At 65.1% G+C, this 15735-nt stretch carries 14 protein-coding genes and 1 pseudogene; 5 read left to right on the top strand and 10 right to left on the bottom strand.

Going from position 1 to position 15735, the window contains the following annotated elements:
- Positions 1-60 precede the first annotated feature (60 nt).
- Positions 61-387, top strand: a pseudogene (locus ACFLEY_RS42570) (SDR family oxidoreductase); the annotation flags it as partial.
- A gap of 3 nt (positions 388-390) precedes the next feature.
- Here the strand turns inward: ACFLEY_RS42570 and ACFLEY_RS42565 are convergent.
- The 3 genes from ACFLEY_RS42565 to ACFLEY_RS42555 are packed head-to-tail and all read right to left on the bottom strand — an operon-like array spanning position 391 to position 2647.
- The gene (locus tag ACFLEY_RS42565) at positions 391-573 is read right to left on the bottom strand and encodes a hypothetical protein (RefSeq protein ID WP_396604425.1); all 183 of its coding nucleotides are present in this window, start codon (positions 571-573) and stop codon (positions 391-393) included.
- Positions 570-1277, bottom strand: a complete 708-nt coding sequence (locus ACFLEY_RS42560; protein ID WP_396604424.1) for a hypothetical protein — start codon at positions 1275-1277, stop codon at positions 570-572. Before ACFLEY_RS42560 ends, ACFLEY_RS42565 begins: the two co-directional genes overlap by 4 nt.
- Before the next feature lie 11 nt (positions 1278-1288).
- Positions 1289-2647, bottom strand: a complete 1359-nt coding sequence (locus ACFLEY_RS42555; RefSeq protein WP_211434128.1) for an MBOAT family protein — start codon at positions 2645-2647, stop codon at positions 1289-1291.
- 184 nt (positions 2648-2831) lie between these two features.
- On the opposite strand from ACFLEY_RS42555, the gene glpK reads away from it, so the two are divergent.
- Both glpK and ACFLEY_RS42545 read left to right on the top strand, forming a co-directional pair.
- Positions 2832-4334 carry a glycerol kinase GlpK gene (gene glpK / locus ACFLEY_RS42550; RefSeq protein WP_060909201.1) on the top strand — a complete coding sequence of 501 codons (1503 nt, stop codon included), beginning with the start codon at positions 2832-2834 and terminating at the stop codon, positions 4332-4334.
- Between the two features lie 242 nt (positions 4335-4576).
- Positions 4577-5170, top strand: a complete 594-nt coding sequence (locus ACFLEY_RS42545; protein WP_060909200.1) for an N-acetyltransferase — start codon at positions 4577-4579, stop codon at positions 5168-5170.
- A gap of 437 nt (positions 5171-5607) precedes the next feature.
- Here the strand turns inward: ACFLEY_RS42545 and ACFLEY_RS42540 are convergent, their stop codons facing one another.
- Both ACFLEY_RS42540 and ACFLEY_RS42535 read right to left on the bottom strand, forming a co-directional pair.
- Positions 5608-6033, bottom strand: a complete 426-nt coding sequence (locus ACFLEY_RS42540) for a DUF6636 domain-containing protein (protein ID WP_011084229.1) — start codon at positions 6031-6033, stop codon at positions 5608-5610.
- Positions 6034-6049: 16 nt separating this feature from the next.
- Positions 6050-7033, bottom strand: coding sequence for a threonine/serine dehydratase (locus ACFLEY_RS42535; protein ID WP_060909199.1), 984 nt, complete (start codon positions 7031-7033; stop codon positions 6050-6052).
- Positions 7034-7060: 27 nt separating this feature from the next.
- Between ACFLEY_RS42535 and ACFLEY_RS42530 the strand changes: the two genes are divergently transcribed.
- Positions 7061-7363 (top strand): helix-turn-helix transcriptional regulator, encoded by a 303-nt coding sequence (locus ACFLEY_RS42530; RefSeq protein ID WP_011084231.1) that lies wholly within the window; start codon positions 7061-7063, stop codon positions 7361-7363.
- A 131-nt stretch (positions 7364-7494) separates the two neighbouring features.
- Complete coding sequence (locus tag ACFLEY_RS42525; RefSeq protein ID WP_060909198.1) at positions 7495-8124, top strand: glutathione S-transferase family protein; 630 nt, start codon at positions 7495-7497, stop codon at positions 8122-8124.
- A 16-nt stretch (positions 8125-8140) separates the two neighbouring features.
- On the opposite strand, the gene ACFLEY_RS42520 is transcribed toward ACFLEY_RS42525, so the two are convergent.
- The 5 genes from ACFLEY_RS42520 to metF all read right to left on the bottom strand — a co-directional run bounded on the left by ACFLEY_RS42520 (position 8141) and on the right by metF (position 15589).
- Positions 8141-9148, bottom strand: a complete 1008-nt coding sequence (locus ACFLEY_RS42520) for a DUF3592 domain-containing protein (RefSeq protein ID WP_211434129.1) — start codon at positions 9146-9148, stop codon at positions 8141-8143.
- 358 nt (positions 9149-9506) lie between these two features.
- On the bottom strand, positions 9507-10199 hold the full coding sequence (locus ACFLEY_RS42515) for a hypothetical protein (RefSeq protein WP_244423869.1): 693 nt from the start codon (positions 10197-10199) through the stop codon (positions 9507-9509).
- A gap of 56 nt (positions 10200-10255) precedes the next feature.
- Positions 10256-10387, bottom strand: coding sequence for a hypothetical protein (locus ACFLEY_RS42510; protein WP_277996652.1), 132 nt, complete (start codon positions 10385-10387; stop codon positions 10256-10258).
- A 426-nt stretch (positions 10388-10813) separates the two neighbouring features.
- Entirely contained in the window at positions 10814-14671 is a 3858-nt protein-coding gene (metH, locus tag ACFLEY_RS42505) for a methionine synthase (RefSeq protein ID WP_060909197.1), read from the bottom strand.
- A 6-nt stretch (positions 14672-14677) separates the two neighbouring features.
- Positions 14678-15589, bottom strand: a complete 912-nt coding sequence (gene metF / locus ACFLEY_RS42500) for a methylenetetrahydrofolate reductase [NAD(P)H] (protein ID WP_060909196.1) — start codon at positions 15587-15589, stop codon at positions 14678-14680.
- Positions 15590-15735: the final 146 nt, after the last annotated feature.

Below are 15735 nucleotides of genomic sequence, written 5' to 3'. Positions count from 1 at the left end.
CTGCCTCGCGGGTGGAGGAATTTGACTGACCACACCCGGAGGAATTTGAAGTGACCCGCGGGGCTGCGCGGCTCCACCGTGATCGGTGCCTACGGCATCTCGAAAGCCGCCGACTTTGCGCTGTGCCGCTCGCTCGCCGGCGAATGGGGCCCGAGAGGCGTCCGCGTCAACTGCATCGCGCCCGGCCTCGTCAAGACCGACTTCGCCCGCGCGCTGTGGGAAGACGAAGCCCTGCTGAAGCGCCGCACCGCCACCACGCCGCTGCGCCGCATCGGCGAGCCCGACGAGATCGCAGGTGCCGTGGCCTACCTCGCCTCCGACGCGTCGAGCTTCATGACCGGCCAGACCATCGTCATCGACGGCGGCGTCACCACCGCGGCGGTGTAGCCGTCACTTGTCCCGGCGTAGGCCGTCGCGTTCGCCGAGCGCGCTTTCGATGGCGCGCACGACGATCAGAGCCGATCGCTCGTCGAGATGTACACCATCGGCCCAGCGCAATTGGCCCCGCGGCGGATTGATCGGTAGCCACAGCGACTGATCCGGAAAAGCTGCGTGGACAATCGCCTTGCTCATGGCGACGAGGCGGGAGTCCTCGATCTCGGCCTCGAACGGAATCTCGATAGGAAGGCACGGGATCCACGCCGCTGGACGTCGTCGATCAGCTCTCTGGTGCGCGCGACATTGACGCGCACCGGCCCTGTCGCCTCACCTTCATTCATCTGTCGCAGCGCCAGGTCGAGATAGGCCTTGTTGTCGAACGTGCTCGGCGGTTCCTTGAGCAGGCGATCCTGCTCGGCGCGAGCCTGTGCGGGATTGGGCGGCGCGTGATTCCACCTCTCATAGGCCGCAAACGCTGTGCGCACGGGGCGTAGGAACGGCGCTTCCGCGCGCGCGCTACCGGAGAATTGTCCGATCAGCTCGCTGTCGGGCTCGCGCGATAGGACGTTCGTCTCGATCAGGATGATCTTCGGCAAGCTCGGCTGTTTCGCGAGGATCTCGAGGACGGTGACCGGCGAGCCTCCGGCCAGCGCGAGATTGCGGAAGCGGGGAAGCGAGAAATATTCCTCCTTGAGACGCCAGGCGACCGAGCTGCCGACCAGCACGACGTCTGGGACCGGCTCTCTCAGATAGCGATTGAGGGTGATGCGGCTGCCGTCGCAGGTCGTGACGGACGGCTGCTCGAGCGCGGAGCCGAACCGCGCCGTGGCAAGACCGCAGACCAGCAGCAGCGCGACGGCTGCAGCCGCACATCTGATCAACCATGGAAGTCCGGACATCTGTGCCATCATCAGAACTGGAAATAGATGAAGGCGGCGTCTGGCCCCGCCTCGAGATAGGCCAATGCCGCAAGCGCACCATAGAGATACGGCTCCCATCGCCGCAACCTGCCACTGGCGAGCGCACCGAGGCCGAGATGCTGGATGAGAACGGGAAGGGCGTAGAGCAGGGCCATGCTACGAAACAGTTTTGTCGGATTGGGATTGTCCGTCGGCGTGAACATGCCTGCGAGGTAGCCGAGCGCGTGATCGAAGCTCGGCAGCTTGAAGAAGATCCAAAGCATCGTCACGCAGAAGAAGACGACGCCCACGCGGGCGACGCGCACGACAGGGCCGGCTTCGCCCAGCACCTTCAGAAACGGCCGCTCGACGACGAGCAGGAGGCCGTGCAGCATGCCCCACAATGCGTAGCTCAGGCTCGCGCCGTGCCAGAGGCCGCCAAGCGTCATCACGATCATCAGATTGAGGCCGGTTCTAGCCGGTCCCTTCCTGTTGCCGCCGAGCGGGATGTAGAGATAGGTCCTGAGCCAAACGGACAACGAGATGTGCCAGCGCGTCCAGAACTCGGAGAACGAAGCCGAGATGTAGGGCAAGTCGAAGTTGACCGGCAGGCGGTAGCCGAACAGCAGCCCGAGGCCGAGCGCGATTGCCGAATAGCCGAAGAAGTCGGCATAGATCTGGTAGCCGTACAGGAACACGAGCAGCCAGCGGTCCTGCGTGGCCACCGTCTCATAGAGCGGATAGTCCATGTAGGACGTCATCTCGTTGAGATTGTTGGCGACGTAGAGCTTGAAGAAGAAGCCGGTCAGGATCCATTTGGCGGCTTCCGCGAAATCGACATTGGAGAGCTGTTTGGGGACGATCTGCGGCATAAACTGGCCCGCGCGCGTGATCGGTCCCGACACCAACTGCGGAAAGAAGATGATGTAGAGGAAGACGTCCCGCAGCGGCGGCGGCCGTTTCTCGCGGGTGAGGTCGACCAGAAGGCTGATGTTGTGGAACACGAAGAAGGAGATGCCGATCGGCAGCGGCAGCCGCAACAGGAAATCCGCCGGCGCGAAGCCGATCGGGTAAGCCGTGGACGCATCGACGAGCAGAAATTTGTATTTGAAGAACGCCAGCAGCGCGAGATTGAAGACGATTCCAGCCGGCATCCAGATCGCGCGGTTGTCGAAGGCCAGCACCAGACAGAGATGGGTCCCGAGCACGGCGAGGAGCAGCAGCGGCAGCAGCGCTGGCTGACCCGAACCATAGAACACCAGGCTCGCAAGCACCAGCAGCTGGACCTGGAAGCGGCGTAAAGGCGGCAGATAATAGGCGCCGAACACGATCGCGACGAAGAGGCCAAACTGAAAGGAAGTGAATGTCATGTCGCCCGAATTACCCGGCCCGGCATGTATCATCTTCGCTCCCGCTGTCCTAGCCTCCCGGCTCGCCCGGGCGGTGCACCGTCAACCGCCTCGGCGGGCGTGGCGGCCTTGACCTTCCCGCCCTAATCCGCTCCTTTTGGCGCAGCACAATGAACGCCACCAAGAAAACGCCAAGGTAGCTACCATGTCTTTCGTCCTCGCCATCGACCAGGGCACCACCTCCTCGCGCGCGATCGTGTTCCGCAGCGACATCTCGATTGCTGCGCGTGCGCAAGCCGAGTTTCCGCAGCATTTTCCGGCCTCGGGCTGGGTCGAGCACGAGCCGGAGGACATCTGGACCTCGACCGTGATGGTCTGCCGCGATGCGATCGCGCAGGCCGCCATCAGCGCGAAGGACATCGCCGCGATCGGCATCACCAACCAGCGCGAGACCACCGTGGTATGGGACCGCGCCACCGGGCAGGCCGTGCACCGCGCCATCGTCTGGCAGGACCGGCGCACCGCCGACATCTGCGCGAAACTCAAGGCCGACGGCCGCGAGCCTGTCATCTCCGAGAAGACCGGCCTGATCATCGATCCCTATTTCTCCGGCACCAAGGTCGCCTGGATCCTCGACCACGTGCCCGGCGCACGTGCGCGCGCCGCGCGCGGCGAGCTGATGTTCGGCACCGTCGACTGCTACCTGCTCTGGCGCCTCACCGGCGGCAAGGTCCACGCCACCGACGCCACCAACGCCTCGCGCACGCTGCTGTTCAACATCCACACTGGCCAGTGGGACGACGAGCTCCTGGAGATCATCGGCGTGCCGCGTTCGATGCTCCCCGAGGTGAAGGATTCGTCCGCCCGCTTCGGCGAGAGCGTGCCCGACCTGTTCGGCGGCGCGATCGCGATCTCCGGCATCGCCGGCGACCAGCAGGCCGCGACCATCGGCCAGGCTTGCTTCCGCCCGGGCATGATGAAGTCCACCTACGGCACCGGCTGCTTCGCGCTGCTCAACACCGGCACCACGCCCGTGGTGTCGAAGAACAAGCTGCTCACCACGGTCGCCTATCAGCTCGATGGCAAGCGCACCTACGCGCTCGAAGGCTCGATCTTCGTCGCCGGCAGCGCGGTGCAGTGGCTGCGCGACGGCCTCGGCATCATCAAGCACGCCGCCGAGACCGGACCTCTTGCTGATCAGTCCGACTCCATGCAGAGCGTCTATCTGGTCCCCGCCTTCGTCGGCATGGGCGCGCCTTACTGGAATCCGCGCGTGCGCGGCGCGCTGTTCGGCCTCACCCGCAACACGGGACCTGCCGAGCTCGCGCATGCAGCACTGGAGAGTGTCTGCTACCAGACCTTCGACCTCTGGGCCGCGATGCGCGCCGACTGGCCGAGCTCGGAAACCGCCAGCGTCGTGCTGCGCGTTGACGGCGGCATGACCGCGTCGGACTGGACCATGCAGCGCCTCGCCGATCTCCTCGACGCGCCGGTCGATCGCCCCGTGATTCAGGAAACGACTGCGCTCGGCGCCGCCTATCTCGCCGGCCTCAATGCTGGCGTCTATCCCGAGCCGACCAAATTCGCCGACAACTGGCGCCTCGAGCACCGCTTCAAGCCGAACATGAGCGAGGCGACGCGCGAGCGGAAGCTCGCGGGCTGGGCGCGGGCGGTGAAGGGCGTGCTGGCGAGCGACGAGGGGGCGTGAGCGCGCCTAAAGCCGCGATGAAAGTGCGGCGAAGGAACGCGGCCCCAAACACTATCGTCGTCCCGGCGAAGGCCGGGACCATACCCGCAGGGAGAAGTTTTGCGAAAGCTCGGAGTGGGCGTCTTCGCGCCACGAACAGTCGTGGTTATGGGGCCCGGATCTGCGCTTACGCTTGTCCGGGACGACAATGGAGTGTGTAGCGCCGCTCTGGAGCCTCTCGCGATGAATCGGAACAAGCACGAATGATCCTCCCCGGCGGCTATTCCGACATCCCCGCCGGCAAGATCGCCGCCGTCGTCACGCATCTTGAGATGATCGCACCTCCTGCGCGCCGTGACGATCCTCCCGGCGCCTGGACCCTGCGCAAGGCCGACGCGCCCGCGCTTCATTGGTATCGCGACCTCTTCCGCCGCGTCGGCGAGGAGTGGCTGTGGTTCTCGCGGCCGCGCATGAATGATGCCGAGCTCGCCGCAATCATCCACGCGCCTGATGTCGAGGTCTACGCCCTGGTCGCGGACGGCCGCGACGAGGGCCTGCTGGAGCTGGATTTCCGCGAGGCCGGCCAGTGCGAGCTGGTCTATTTCGGCGTCACCGCCGGCCTGATCGGGACGGGCGCCGCCCGCTTCCTGATGAACCGCGCACTGGAGCTGGCCTGGTCGCGCGAGCTGCACCGCGTCTGGGTGCACACCTGCACCTTCGACCATCCCTCCGCCGTCGAATTCTATCAGCGCTCCGGCTACCGCCCCTTCCGCCGCCAGATCGAGATCGCCGATGATCCACGTCTCGATGGCACGGCGCCGCGCGATGCGGCGAAGCACGTGCCGATTATCGAATAGTGCGCGGCTGCCGCTCCACCGTCATTGCGAGGAGCCCTTGCGACGAGGCAATCCAGGCTGTTTCCGCGGAAAGATCCTGGATTGCTTCGCTGCGCTCGCAATGACGGAGCGTGGGCGCCGCCCTGGCTCTTCGAATCGGCACATCAACGCGTGATGGCGCCGTAGCCCCGACGGAGCCAAGCGTAATCCCAGACGATGTCCCCGCATTCCGCTCCATGCGCGCTGCGCCTCGCTCCTCGCCGTCATTCCGGGGCGCGCCACTTGGCGCGAGCCCGGAATCCATTTTGTCCGCATGAGACGGTGCACGATGGATTCCGGGTTCGCGCTCCGCGCGCCCCGGAATGACGGCAAGCCGCGAATTCGTAGCCCGATGGAACGCAGCGAAATCCGGGGCGGTTTCCCCGCATTCCGCTCCGCTCCATGCGGGCTACGGCTCGTCAAAACAACTCCTGCTTCCCCCTTGCCAGCGAGAACCCGTGCTGCATGGCGTTGAAGCAGGTCAGCCCCGCCTGCTCCGAGCGGCAGGTGAACCCCGCCCGCCGCCACACTTCGCCATAGGCGAGCACCGGCAGCGATGGGTCCATCACCGTGTCGCCGGCGCAGATGCGCTCCGCGTTGCCCTTCGCGCTCATCTCGAAGGCGTGGCCGTAATCGAGATCGCAGTCAGCGGGCCGGCGCGGGCGCGTCTCCATGTTCAGGATGTCGCAGCGGAGCACGCCTTGTCCGTTGTCGATGAAGAACTGGCAGACGATGTTTTTCGACGGCGCCAGAAAGCCGATCGGGCGGTCCTCGGCGCTTGCGGCGCCGGCTCCGATCAACAGAAGCAGGGTCGATGCCAGGACGACGGCGCGGAGCCCGATCATGCAATCCCGCTTGAGACTAGCCGTCGAACTTCACCGCCGTGGTGTTGGCGCCGCAGAGCAGCACTGCGACGCGTTCGCCGGGTGAGGGACGATAGCGGCCGGACAGTAGCGCGGCAAATGCGGCTGCGCCGCCGGGCTCGGCCACGAGACGCAGGCTCGACCACAGCGCTGCCTGCGCCTGCCGGATTGCCTCGTCGCTGACCAGAACGACCCGCTCGACATGGGCCTGCGCGATGGGGAACATCAATTCACCGACGCGCCGCGGCGCGAGGCTGTCGGCGGCGAGGCCGCCGGCCGGCGCATCGACCGGTGCTCCCGCCGCGATAGCGGCGTGCAGGGTCGGTGACTGCTCCGGCTCGATCGCAACAACACGCGTCCTGCCAGCGTACCACGCCGCGATGCCGCCGATCAGGCCGCCGCCGCCGACCGCCACCAGCAGCGTATCGATGCCGGGCGCGTCCTGCTCCAGCTCCAGGGCGACGCTGCCCTGGCCGAGCAGGGTTTCGGCCTGGTCGTAGGCGTGAACGGCCATCGCACCGGTCCGTGCGACATGCGCTTCGCTCGCGGCGAGCGCATCGGCGTAGCGGCTGCCCGCGATCACGAGTTTCGCACCATTCCCCTTGATCCGCTCGGCCTTGGCTGGCGAGGTGATGTCGGGCACGAAGATCGTGGCGGGGATGCCGAGCCGCTGCGCCGCGTAGGCGACCGCCGCCCCGTGATTGCCGCCGGATGCGGCGACCACGCCCGCCTCCGGCACCGGCCGCAGCAGCAGGTTGGCAAAAGCGCCCCGCGCCTTGAAGGATCCGGAATGCTGCAGCATCTCGAGCTTGAACGTGATGGGCGCCGCCGGCAGGCCGAAATCGGCAAGATCGGCCATAACGAGTGGCGTGCGCCTTATGTGCGGACGAATGACGACCTCGGTCGCCGCAATCCGCTCCCGCGTGATGTCCATTGTCGCTGTCATGATGCCGTTCCTTATAGCGCATCGGAGAGTTGACATCAATTAGGTAATTAGCAAAATGACTAAATGAAAGTCACTGTCGCCCTGCGCGCGCTGGCCAACGAGCGCCGCCTGCAGATCCTGGACTGGTTGCGGGATCCGCGGAAGCATTTTCGCGAGCAGGCCGATGGCGATCTGGTCGATGACGGCGTCTGCGGATTGCTGATCGCAGAGAAGCTCGGTGTCAGCGCGCCGACCCTGAGCGAGCACATGCGGGTCCTGACCGCCGCAAAGCTGGTGCGCGCCAAGCGGATCAAGCAGTGGACGATGTACAGGCGCAACGAAACCGCGATCGCCGCCATCAAGCGCTCGATCCAGGACGGCCTTTGATCGCGCAGATGTTGCTGCAGGCGACGTTGCACCCGACGCAATGCTCCATTTCCATCTTCTTTCTTGCGCCGCGCCGATCTTGTCGTGGAAACTGACCGGCCCTGCCGTGTTCCAACGAGTGAGCGCGAACCATGTTCCTGATCGGCCAATACGACTCCCCCTTCGTCCGCCGCGTCGCGATTGCGCTGCGGCTTTACGGGCTCTCCTTTGAGCACAGGCCGTGGTCCACCTTCGGCGATGCCGACAAGATCGCGCCCTATAATCCGCTGCGCCGCGTCCCGACGCTGGTGCTTGACGACGGCGAGGCGCTGATCGAGAGCGCGATCATCCTCGAATATCTCGATGAGCTGGTCGGCGAGGGCAAGGCGATGCTGCCGCGCAGCGGCGCCGAGCGACGACAGCACCTGCGCATCTGCGCGCTCGCTTCCGGTCTCGGCGACAAGGCGGTGAGCCTGCTCTATGAGCGCGTGCTGCGGAAGGAGCAGCTTGCGCTGTGGGTCGAGCGCTGCCAGGCGCAGATCGGCGACGTGCTCGGCGTGCTGGACGCCGAGCGCGCCAAGGTGACGACGCCATACTGGCTGGGCGACCGCATTGGCCACGCCGATATCGCGGTGGCCTGCGTCGTGCGCTTTACCCGCGAGGCGCATCCGCAATTGTTCGACGCGGCGCGCTATCCGGCGCTCGCGGCGCATGCCGAGCGCTGCGAGGCGCTGACGCCATTCCAGGAGATCGTGCAGCCGTTGGCACCGCCGAAGGGGTGAGCCGCATCAAGCGCCTCTATGCGAACCCGACCTTGATCAGGATTGTCAGGAAAAGACCTCCGACGACCGCGCAGACCGCGGCACCGATCAGCGGCCCCAGCGCGCCCTCCCGGCTCGCAGGCTCCAGCACCGCATGTCCCGGTCGTTCCGGATCGTAATAAACTTTGACGTTCTGCCCGGGACGATATTTCGCTGCGGCCTTTTCGGCGACCTCGCGCAGCCCGGAGATCATGGTGCCGCCCCAATCGACCTCGGTGCCGATGAAGTCGCGCTTGTCGACCCTGTAGGCGTAGCGCAGGTCGACCTGATAGCGGTGCTGGAGCTTGCTGGACCGGGACTTGTCGTCGTCGTCGCTCTTCTCCTCGATGATTTCCTCGATCACGTCGCAACGGGTGACCCTGCCAGCCGCGGTCGGCCAGCGCAGGCTGGCGCTCGCCAGCCGGCGCGTCCGGACATACTCTGCGACGCAGAACACGCCGCCTACGAGCACGATGATCGGCAACGCGAACGCGAACAGCGGAACGCCGTTGTTTGTGTAGAGCACGTGACCCGCGAGCGAATGCGCGGTGAGGGTGGTGGCAATGAAGCCGAACACGATTGTGAACGCCACCAGTGCCGCGACGTTCTGCGCGGCAGCAGGTTCGAGCAACGCCTCGGTCGGTTGCTTCGGATCGACATGGACGTCGACATGCGCGCCGACCGGATATCGTCCGATTAGTTTTGCGGCCAGTACCCTCGTCGTGATGGCGGGGCCGCCGACAAAGACCTTGTCGCTTTCCAGTTCCTGGCCGCCGGCCTGATAGCGATAGCGGATGACAGGCTTGGCGTCGTTCCGATCGTCCGAGGCGTGCGTCGCCGGCTGATCGACACTTGAGACCGTGATGATGCCCTCCACCTTGTCCCAGCTCCGCGCGGCCTGCATCCGGCCCCGCATGCGGACCAGATTGAACAGCATCAATCCAAACAGCAGCACCGAGATGCCGGCCGCAATCTGCGTCCACATCAATTGTTGGGCGTCCAGCATCCGATTCCCTGCTCTGCGGCGGCGATCGCCATTGGTCGCGGCGAGCGCGCGTCGCGTTCACGGCACTGCCGCCTTTTCGGGAGATCATGCAACCGCTGGTGCCGCCGAAGGCAGTGCTATCGCATGTGACTTCCTGGCGGAGGCCTGAGCGCACACCTCGTCCTTCGAGACGACCGCTTCCAGCGGTCTCCTCAGGATGAGGCTGAGCGGCATCTTTGCCGGTCGAAATTGCTGCCGCGCACTCCGTCCTCATCCTGAGGGCCCGCCAAAGGCGGGCGTCTCGAAGGATGGGCCGCAGCGCAACGGCCTTAAATGCGATTGCCCTGCCGCCGAGGGGATGAAGCGCGGAACGCAGGCCTTATTTCCGCGAACAGGGCTTGATCTCGCCAGCCGCGGTGTTCAGGACGATCGGATTGGGCGACAGTCTTATGCCGAAGAACAATTGAGAGCCGGACACCTTGTCGTCCGCGCCCTGATGGACGTCCAGGTCGAGTTTCGCTGCGATCTCGGATGTCAGCTTGGCCTTCTCCTCCATCGAGATCTTGTTGTGATATTTGATCTCGTAGACGACATCGGCCTCCAGAACGGACCGCGTCTGGCACACGACGCCGCCACTCGACACGTTCTGGGCCACCGCGTCCTCGCATTCCGCCTTCAGCAATGCGTTCCGGGCCGAGATCAGCGACTCGTCGGAAATCAGCAGGATGTTGGCGTTCTCGAGCTTGAGGTTGACCGCTTCGACCTGCTGCATCCCGGCGACAGCCGACAGCTTCTCCCTCACCTCGGCCGAGACGTCGAGTTTCTTCTCGAGCGTTTGCTTCAAGTCCCGGTCGACGGTCCGTGATTTCTGGATCTTGCTGGCCAGGAGCGCAGGGTCGACATCGCAGGTCGGATGCAGTTCCAGCCGGCCGTTGCTCAGATACTCGATCGTGTTGATCGTGCCGGGACCGCCGAACGTGCTCGGCGGCACCACCTCGAAATATCCGGTCTCGGAGAGGATGGCCGTGATCGTCTGCTTCTTGCGCGGGATTCCGACGAAGACTGCGACCATCACCAGGCCGATCGCGACAAATACCCCGCTACCAAGCCAAAGCCATTTGCGGCTGGCTATTTTCCCGGGCAGCACAACTGACTTCGTTCGCCGCATGGCACGTAGCCTTTCGGACAGTCCGCCGCGGCAATCGTGGGCAGGACGACAAGGGCGATCGCGGCGACGAACAGTGCAATGAACTGCTTCATATGTTCGATCCCAAGCAAACCGTCGGTTTGAAGGTAGTAGGCCGATAGATTAGCGAATCAAGGTTGAGCGGACAAGTGAACGAGTTCACAAGCGGCGGGTTCCCGCGAGCAAAGTTGTGTCTGCTGTTTGAAGATGTAAGTGGAACGTCGTGACGTCGAAACTTGCTCCGTCATTGCGAGCGCAGCGAACCAATCCAGACTGTTGCGGTGGAAAGATTCTGGATTGCTTCGCTGCGCTCGCAATGATGAGATTGGGACATCGCATCCGCCGGAGTGCGAAACCGGCACGGTGGGCGATGATCGCATATTACTGGTGTTCTGCCCGACGTCGCAAGTCGCTTCGGTAAGACCGAAATTCCTCAGGTCTTTCAACCCCATCCCTACTGTGCATGGGGTTGTTTTCGCATTTTTGATTTAGAGGCGGGTCTATCCCGCCCCCGCGCGCTTCTGCTGCCAGACGAGGTGCACCGCGCAAGTGCAGCCCGGCGGATGCGAGGCGAGGTCCTTTGACGTCTCGTCGTTCGCCGGCGTCGCCGCGAAGGCCTTGTCGGTCCCCTCTCGCGCAGGGATGTAGTTCAGCACCGGCGCGAGCCAACGCTCGGCCTCCGTGACCGTCATGCCCTTGCGCGCGGCGTAGTCTTCGACCTGATCGCGCTCGATCTTGCCGACGCCGAAATAATAGCTCGCGGGGTTCGCGAAATAGAGCCCGGACACAGAGGAGCCCGGCCACATCGCAAAGCTCTCGGTCAGCTTCACGCCGGCCGTGGCCTCGGCATCGAGCAGCTCGAACAGCGTCGCCTTCTCGGTGTGATCGGGCTGCGCGGGATAGCCCGGCGCGGGACGGATGCCCTGGTATTTTTCCAGGATCAGATCGTCGCAGGAGAGCGCCTCGTCCGGCGCATAGGCCCAGAACTCGCGGCGCACGCGCGCGTGCATGCGTTCGGCAAAGGCCTCGGCGAGGCGATCGGCCAGCGCCTTGCACAGGATCGAGGAGTAGTCGTCGTTCGCCATCTTGAAGCGGTCGGCGACCGCATCCTCGCCGATCCCGGCGGTGACGACGAAGCCGCCGACATAATCGGGCACGCCCGTGTCGACCGGCGCGATGAAGTCGGCGAGCGCCGCGTTGAAACGGCCCTCGCGCTTTTCGAGCTGCTGGCGCAGCGTGTGCAGCGTCGCGATCTGCTTGGTCCGGCCCTCGTCGGCGTACAGCACGATGTCGTCGCCGACCGCGTTCGCCGGCCAGAAGCCGACGGTGGCGCGCGCCCGGAACCATTTCTCCTTGACGATCAGGTCGAGCATCTTGCGCGCGTCGTCATAGAGCGAGCGCGCGACCTCGCCGACCTTGGCGTCGTCGAGGATCGCGGGGAAGCGGCCGGCGAGCTCCCAGGTCTGGAAGAACGGCGTCCAGTCGATATAGGGCACGAGCTCGGCGAGGTTGTACGCGTCAAAGCTCTTGGTGCCGAGGAACGTCGGCTTTACCGGCTTGTTCGCGGCAAAATCGACCGGCACGCGGTTCTTGCGGGCGTCTGCCAGCTTCAGCCGCTTCTTGTCGGCCTGCGCGCGCAGATGCGCGTCCGAGATCTTGGCGTATTCGGCGCGGATCTCGGCGGCATAGGCCACGCGCTTCTCCGGCGAGAGCAGCGCGGAGGCGACGCCGACGGCGCGGCTGGCGTCGTTGACGTGCACGACGGGACCGGCGCGGTAGCTCGGGTCGATCTTGACCGCGGTATGCACGCGGCTCGTGGTGGCGCCGCCGATCAGCAACGGCAGCTTCAAGCCCTCACGCTGCAATTCGCCGGCGAAGAACGCCATCTCGTCGAGCGAGGGCGTGATCAGGCCGGACAGGCCGACGATGTCGGCCTTCTCCGCCTTCACGGTCTCGACGATCTTGGCGGCGGGCACCATCACGCCGAGGTCGATGACCTCGAAATTGTTGCACTGGAGCACGATGCCGACGATGTTCTTGCCGATGTCGTGGACGTCGCCCTTGACGGTTGCGAGCACGATCTTGCCGGCGGACGAGGAGCCTTCGGTGCCGATGCCGTTGGCGAGGTTGCGCGCCTTCTCTTCCTCCATGAACGGCATCAGCCAGGCGACCGCCTGCTTCATGACGCGCGCGGATTTCACCACCTGCGGCAGGAACATCTTGCCGTCGCCGAAGAGGTCGCCGACGACGTTCATGCCGGCCATCAGCGGGCCTTCGATCACGTCGAGCGGACGCGACGACGCCTTGCGCGCTTCCTCGGTATCCACTTCGATGAACTCGGTGATGCCGTGCACCAGCGAATGCGACAGCCGCTTCGCCACCGGCCATTCGCGCCAGGCGAGGTCGGCTTCCTTGGTTTGGGCCTTGTTGCCGCGGAATTTTTCCGCAAGCGCCAGCAATCGCTCGGATGCGCCGGGGTCGCGATTGAGGATGACGTCCTCGCACACCTGGCGCAGCTCGGGATCGATGTCGTCATAGACGATCATCTGCCCGGCATTGACGATGCCCATGTCCATGCCGGCCTTGATGGCGTGATACAGGAACACCGAGTGCATGGCCTCGCGCACCGGCTCGTTGCCGCGGAACGAGAACGACAGGTTGGAGACGCCGCCGGAAATATGCGCGCCCGGCAGGTTCTGGCGGATCCAGCGCGTCGCCTCGATGAAGTCGACGCCGTAATTGTTGTGCTCCTCGATGCCGGTCGCGATCGCGAAGATGTTCGGATCGAAGATGATATCCTCGGGCGGGAAGCCGACGCGGTTCACCAGGATGTCGTAGGCGCGCCTGCAGATCTCGGTCTTGCGCGCGAACGTATCGGCCTGGCCGACCTCGTCGAAGGCCATGACCACGACAGCCGCGCCATGACGGCGGGCGATCTTGGCCTCGTGGATGAACTTCTCCTCGCCTTCCTTCATCGAGATCGAGTTGACGACCGGCTTGCCCTGCACGCATTTCAGGCCGGCCTCGATCACCGAGAATTTCGAGCTGTCGACCATCGCGGGGACGCGGGCGATGTCGGGCTCGGCGGCGACGAGGTTGAGGAACGTCACCATCGCCGCTTCGGAGTCGAGCAGGCCCTCGTCCATGTTGACGTCGATGATCTGCGCGCCGTTCTCGACCTGGTCGCGCGCGACTTGCAGCGCGGCGGTGTAGTCGCCGGCGGTGATGAGCTTGCGGAAGCGCGCCGAGCCCGTGACGTTGGTGCGCTCGCCGACGTTCACGAAGGGAATGGCGTCGGTTAGAATGAACGGCTCGAGGCCGGAGAGCCTCAAGCGCGGCTCGATCTCCGGCACGATGCGCGGCTTGTGCGGGGCCACGGCCGCGGCAATCGCCGCGATGTGGTCCGGCGTGGTGCCGCAGCAGCCGCCGACGATGTTGACGAGGCCATCACGCGCGAACTCGCCGACCAGGCGCGCCATGTATTCCGGCGTCTCGTCATACTGGCCGAACTCGTTGGGCAGGCCGGCATTGGGGTAAGCGCAGACAAGCGTGTCGGCGACGCGCCCGATGTCGGCGATATGGGCGCGCAGATCTTCGGCGCCGAGCGCGCAGTTGAAGCCGATGGTCACAGGCTTTGCGTGCCGCACCGAATTCCAGAACGCCTCCGGCATCTGGCCTGAGAGCAGGCGGCCGGATTTGTCGGTGATGGTGCCCGACACCATCACGGGCATGTCGATGCCGCGCGCTTCGGTGATCTCGGCGATGGCGTAGAGCGCCGCCTTGGCGTTCAGCGTGTCGAAGATGGTCTCGACCAGCAGCAGGTCGACGCCGCCGTCGAGCATGCCGCGGATCTGCTCGCCATAGGACTTGCGCAGATCGTCGAAGGTGACGGCGCGGTAGCCGGGGTTGGAGACGTCGGGCGAGATCGAGGCGGTGCGGTTGGTGGGGCCGATGGCGCCGGCGACGAAGCGCGGCTTGCCGTCCTCGGCTTCGACGCGCCTTGCGGCATTGCCGGCGAGGCGGGCGCCTTCGCGCGCCATCTCGTAGACTATGTCGGTGAGGTCGTAATCGGCCTGTGCGATCGATGTGGTGGAGAAGGTGTTGGTCGCGACGATGTCGGCGCCGGCGCGAAGGTACGCGGCGTGGATGTCCTCGATCGCCTGCGGCTGGGTCAGGATCAACAGGTCGTTGTTGCCGCGCAGGTCGCGATGGAAGTTCTTGAAGCGCTCGCCGCGGAAGGCGGCCTCGTCGAGCTGGAGGTTCTGGATCATCGTGCCCATGGCGCCGTCGAGCACCAGGATGCGCTCGTGCGCGGCGTTGAGCAGGGCAGTTCGCTTGGGAGAGGTGGGTACGGTCATGTTGTCTTACGCCGCCTTCTGCGCGCTCTTGGCGCGAATGCCGAGCAAATGGCTGATCGCGAACACGAGATCGGCGCGGTTCATGGTGTAGAAATGGAAGGTGTCGACGCCGTGCTTCGCCAGCTTCTGCACCTGGCCGGCGGCGACGGTGGCCGCCACGAGCTTGCGGGTCTCGGCGTCGTCGTCCAGGCCCTCGAATTTCTCCGCGAGCCAGTCCGGCACGGATGTCCCGGCCCGCGTGACGAAGGCTCTCGCCTGCTTGAAATTGTGCATGGGCATGATGCCCGGCACGATCGGAATGTTGATCCCGCGCGCGCGGACGCGGTCGAGATAGCGGAAGTAGAGGTCGTTATCGAAGAACACCTGCGTGATCGCGCGGGTCGCGCCGGCATCGACCTTGGCCTTCAGCGTGTCGATGTCGGCGTCGAAATCGCGCGCTTCAGGATGCTTCTCGGGGTAGGCGGACACAGAAACTTCGATATCGCCGTGGCGTTTCTTGATGCCCGCGACGAGATCGGCGGAGCTCTGGTAGCCGTCGGGATGGCTGGAATAGGGCGTGCCGATGCCGCCGGGCGGATCGCCGCGCAAGCCGACGATGTGGCGGACGCCGACCTCGTGGTAGCGGTCGACGATCTCGTCGATCTCGCCGCGCGAGGCGCCGACGCAGGTCAGGTGCGCGGCCGGCAGCAGCGCGGTCTCCTTGAGGATGCGGGCGATGGTCGAATGGGTGCGCTCGCGGGTCGAGCCGCCGGCGCCGTAGGTCACCGAGACGAATTTCGGGTCGAGCGGGGCGAGCCGGTTGATGGTCTCCCAGAGATTGCGCTCCATCTCCTCGGTCTTGGGCGGAAAGAACTCGAAGGAGATCGCAGGCCGCTTCAGGTGCCCGTCGGCTGTCGCAGGCTTCGTCAGATCAGTCATGGCACCACTCACTCCGGGTCTTCGCGGCCTGCGGTCAGGTCTAGATCAGGAGCCGCTAAGATAAGCCAACGCGGCCGCACTCGACAGCCCATCGGGGATGGGAAATGGCCCACTTAACCCGAGGAGGGTTGAATTTTTGTGCCTTC

This window comes from Bradyrhizobium sp. YCK136, assembly GCF_044570075.1.
In the GTDB taxonomy this organism is placed as follows: domain Bacteria; phylum Pseudomonadota; class Alphaproteobacteria; order Rhizobiales; family Xanthobacteraceae; genus Bradyrhizobium; species Bradyrhizobium diazoefficiens.
Note: the sequence above shows the minus strand (reverse complement) of the source record. Positions and strands in the feature narration are given on the sequence as shown.

Coding starts and splice junctions, on each gene's coding strand:
- ACFLEY_RS42565 (WP_396604425.1), bottom strand. CDS start 573: ATGAGCAAGGCGATTGTCCACGCAGCTTTTCCGGATCAGTCGCTGTGG.
- ACFLEY_RS42560 (WP_396604424.1), bottom strand. CDS start 1,277: ATGTCCGGACTTCCATGGTTGATCAGATGTGCGGCTGCAGCCGTCGCG.
- ACFLEY_RS42555 (WP_211434128.1), bottom strand. CDS start 2,647: ATGACATTCACTTCCTTTCAGTTTGGCCTCTTCGTCGCGATCGTGTTC.
- glpK (WP_060909201.1), top strand. CDS start 2,832: ATGTCTTTCGTCCTCGCCATCGACCAGGGCACCACCTCCTCGCGCGCG.
- ACFLEY_RS42545 (WP_060909200.1), top strand. CDS start 4,577: ATGATCCTCCCCGGCGGCTATTCCGACATCCCCGCCGGCAAGATCGCC.
- ACFLEY_RS42540 (WP_011084229.1), bottom strand. CDS start 6,033: ATGATCGGGCTCCGCGCCGTCGTCCTGGCATCGACCCTGCTTCTGTTG.
- ACFLEY_RS42535 (WP_060909199.1), bottom strand. CDS start 7,033: ATGTCAACTCTCCGATGCGCTATAAGGAACGGCATCATGACAGCGACA.
- ACFLEY_RS42530 (WP_011084231.1), top strand. CDS start 7,061: ATGAAAGTCACTGTCGCCCTGCGCGCGCTGGCCAACGAGCGCCGCCTG.
- ACFLEY_RS42525 (WP_060909198.1), top strand. CDS start 7,495: ATGTTCCTGATCGGCCAATACGACTCCCCCTTCGTCCGCCGCGTCGCG.
- ACFLEY_RS42520 (WP_211434129.1), bottom strand. CDS start 9,148: ATGCTGGACGCCCAACAATTGATGTGGACGCAGATTGCGGCCGGCATC.
- ACFLEY_RS42515 (WP_244423869.1), bottom strand. CDS start 10,199: ATGGTCGCAGTCTTCGTCGGAATCCCGCGCAAGAAGCAGACGATCACG.
- ACFLEY_RS42510 (WP_277996652.1), bottom strand. CDS start 10,387: ATGAAGCAGTTCATTGCACTGTTCGTCGCCGCGATCGCCCTTGTCGTC.
- metH (WP_060909197.1), bottom strand. CDS start 14,671: ATGACCGTACCCACCTCTCCCAAGCGAACTGCCCTGCTCAACGCCGCG.
- metF (WP_060909196.1), bottom strand. CDS start 15,589: ATGACTGATCTGACGAAGCCTGCGACAGCCGACGGGCACCTGAAGCGG.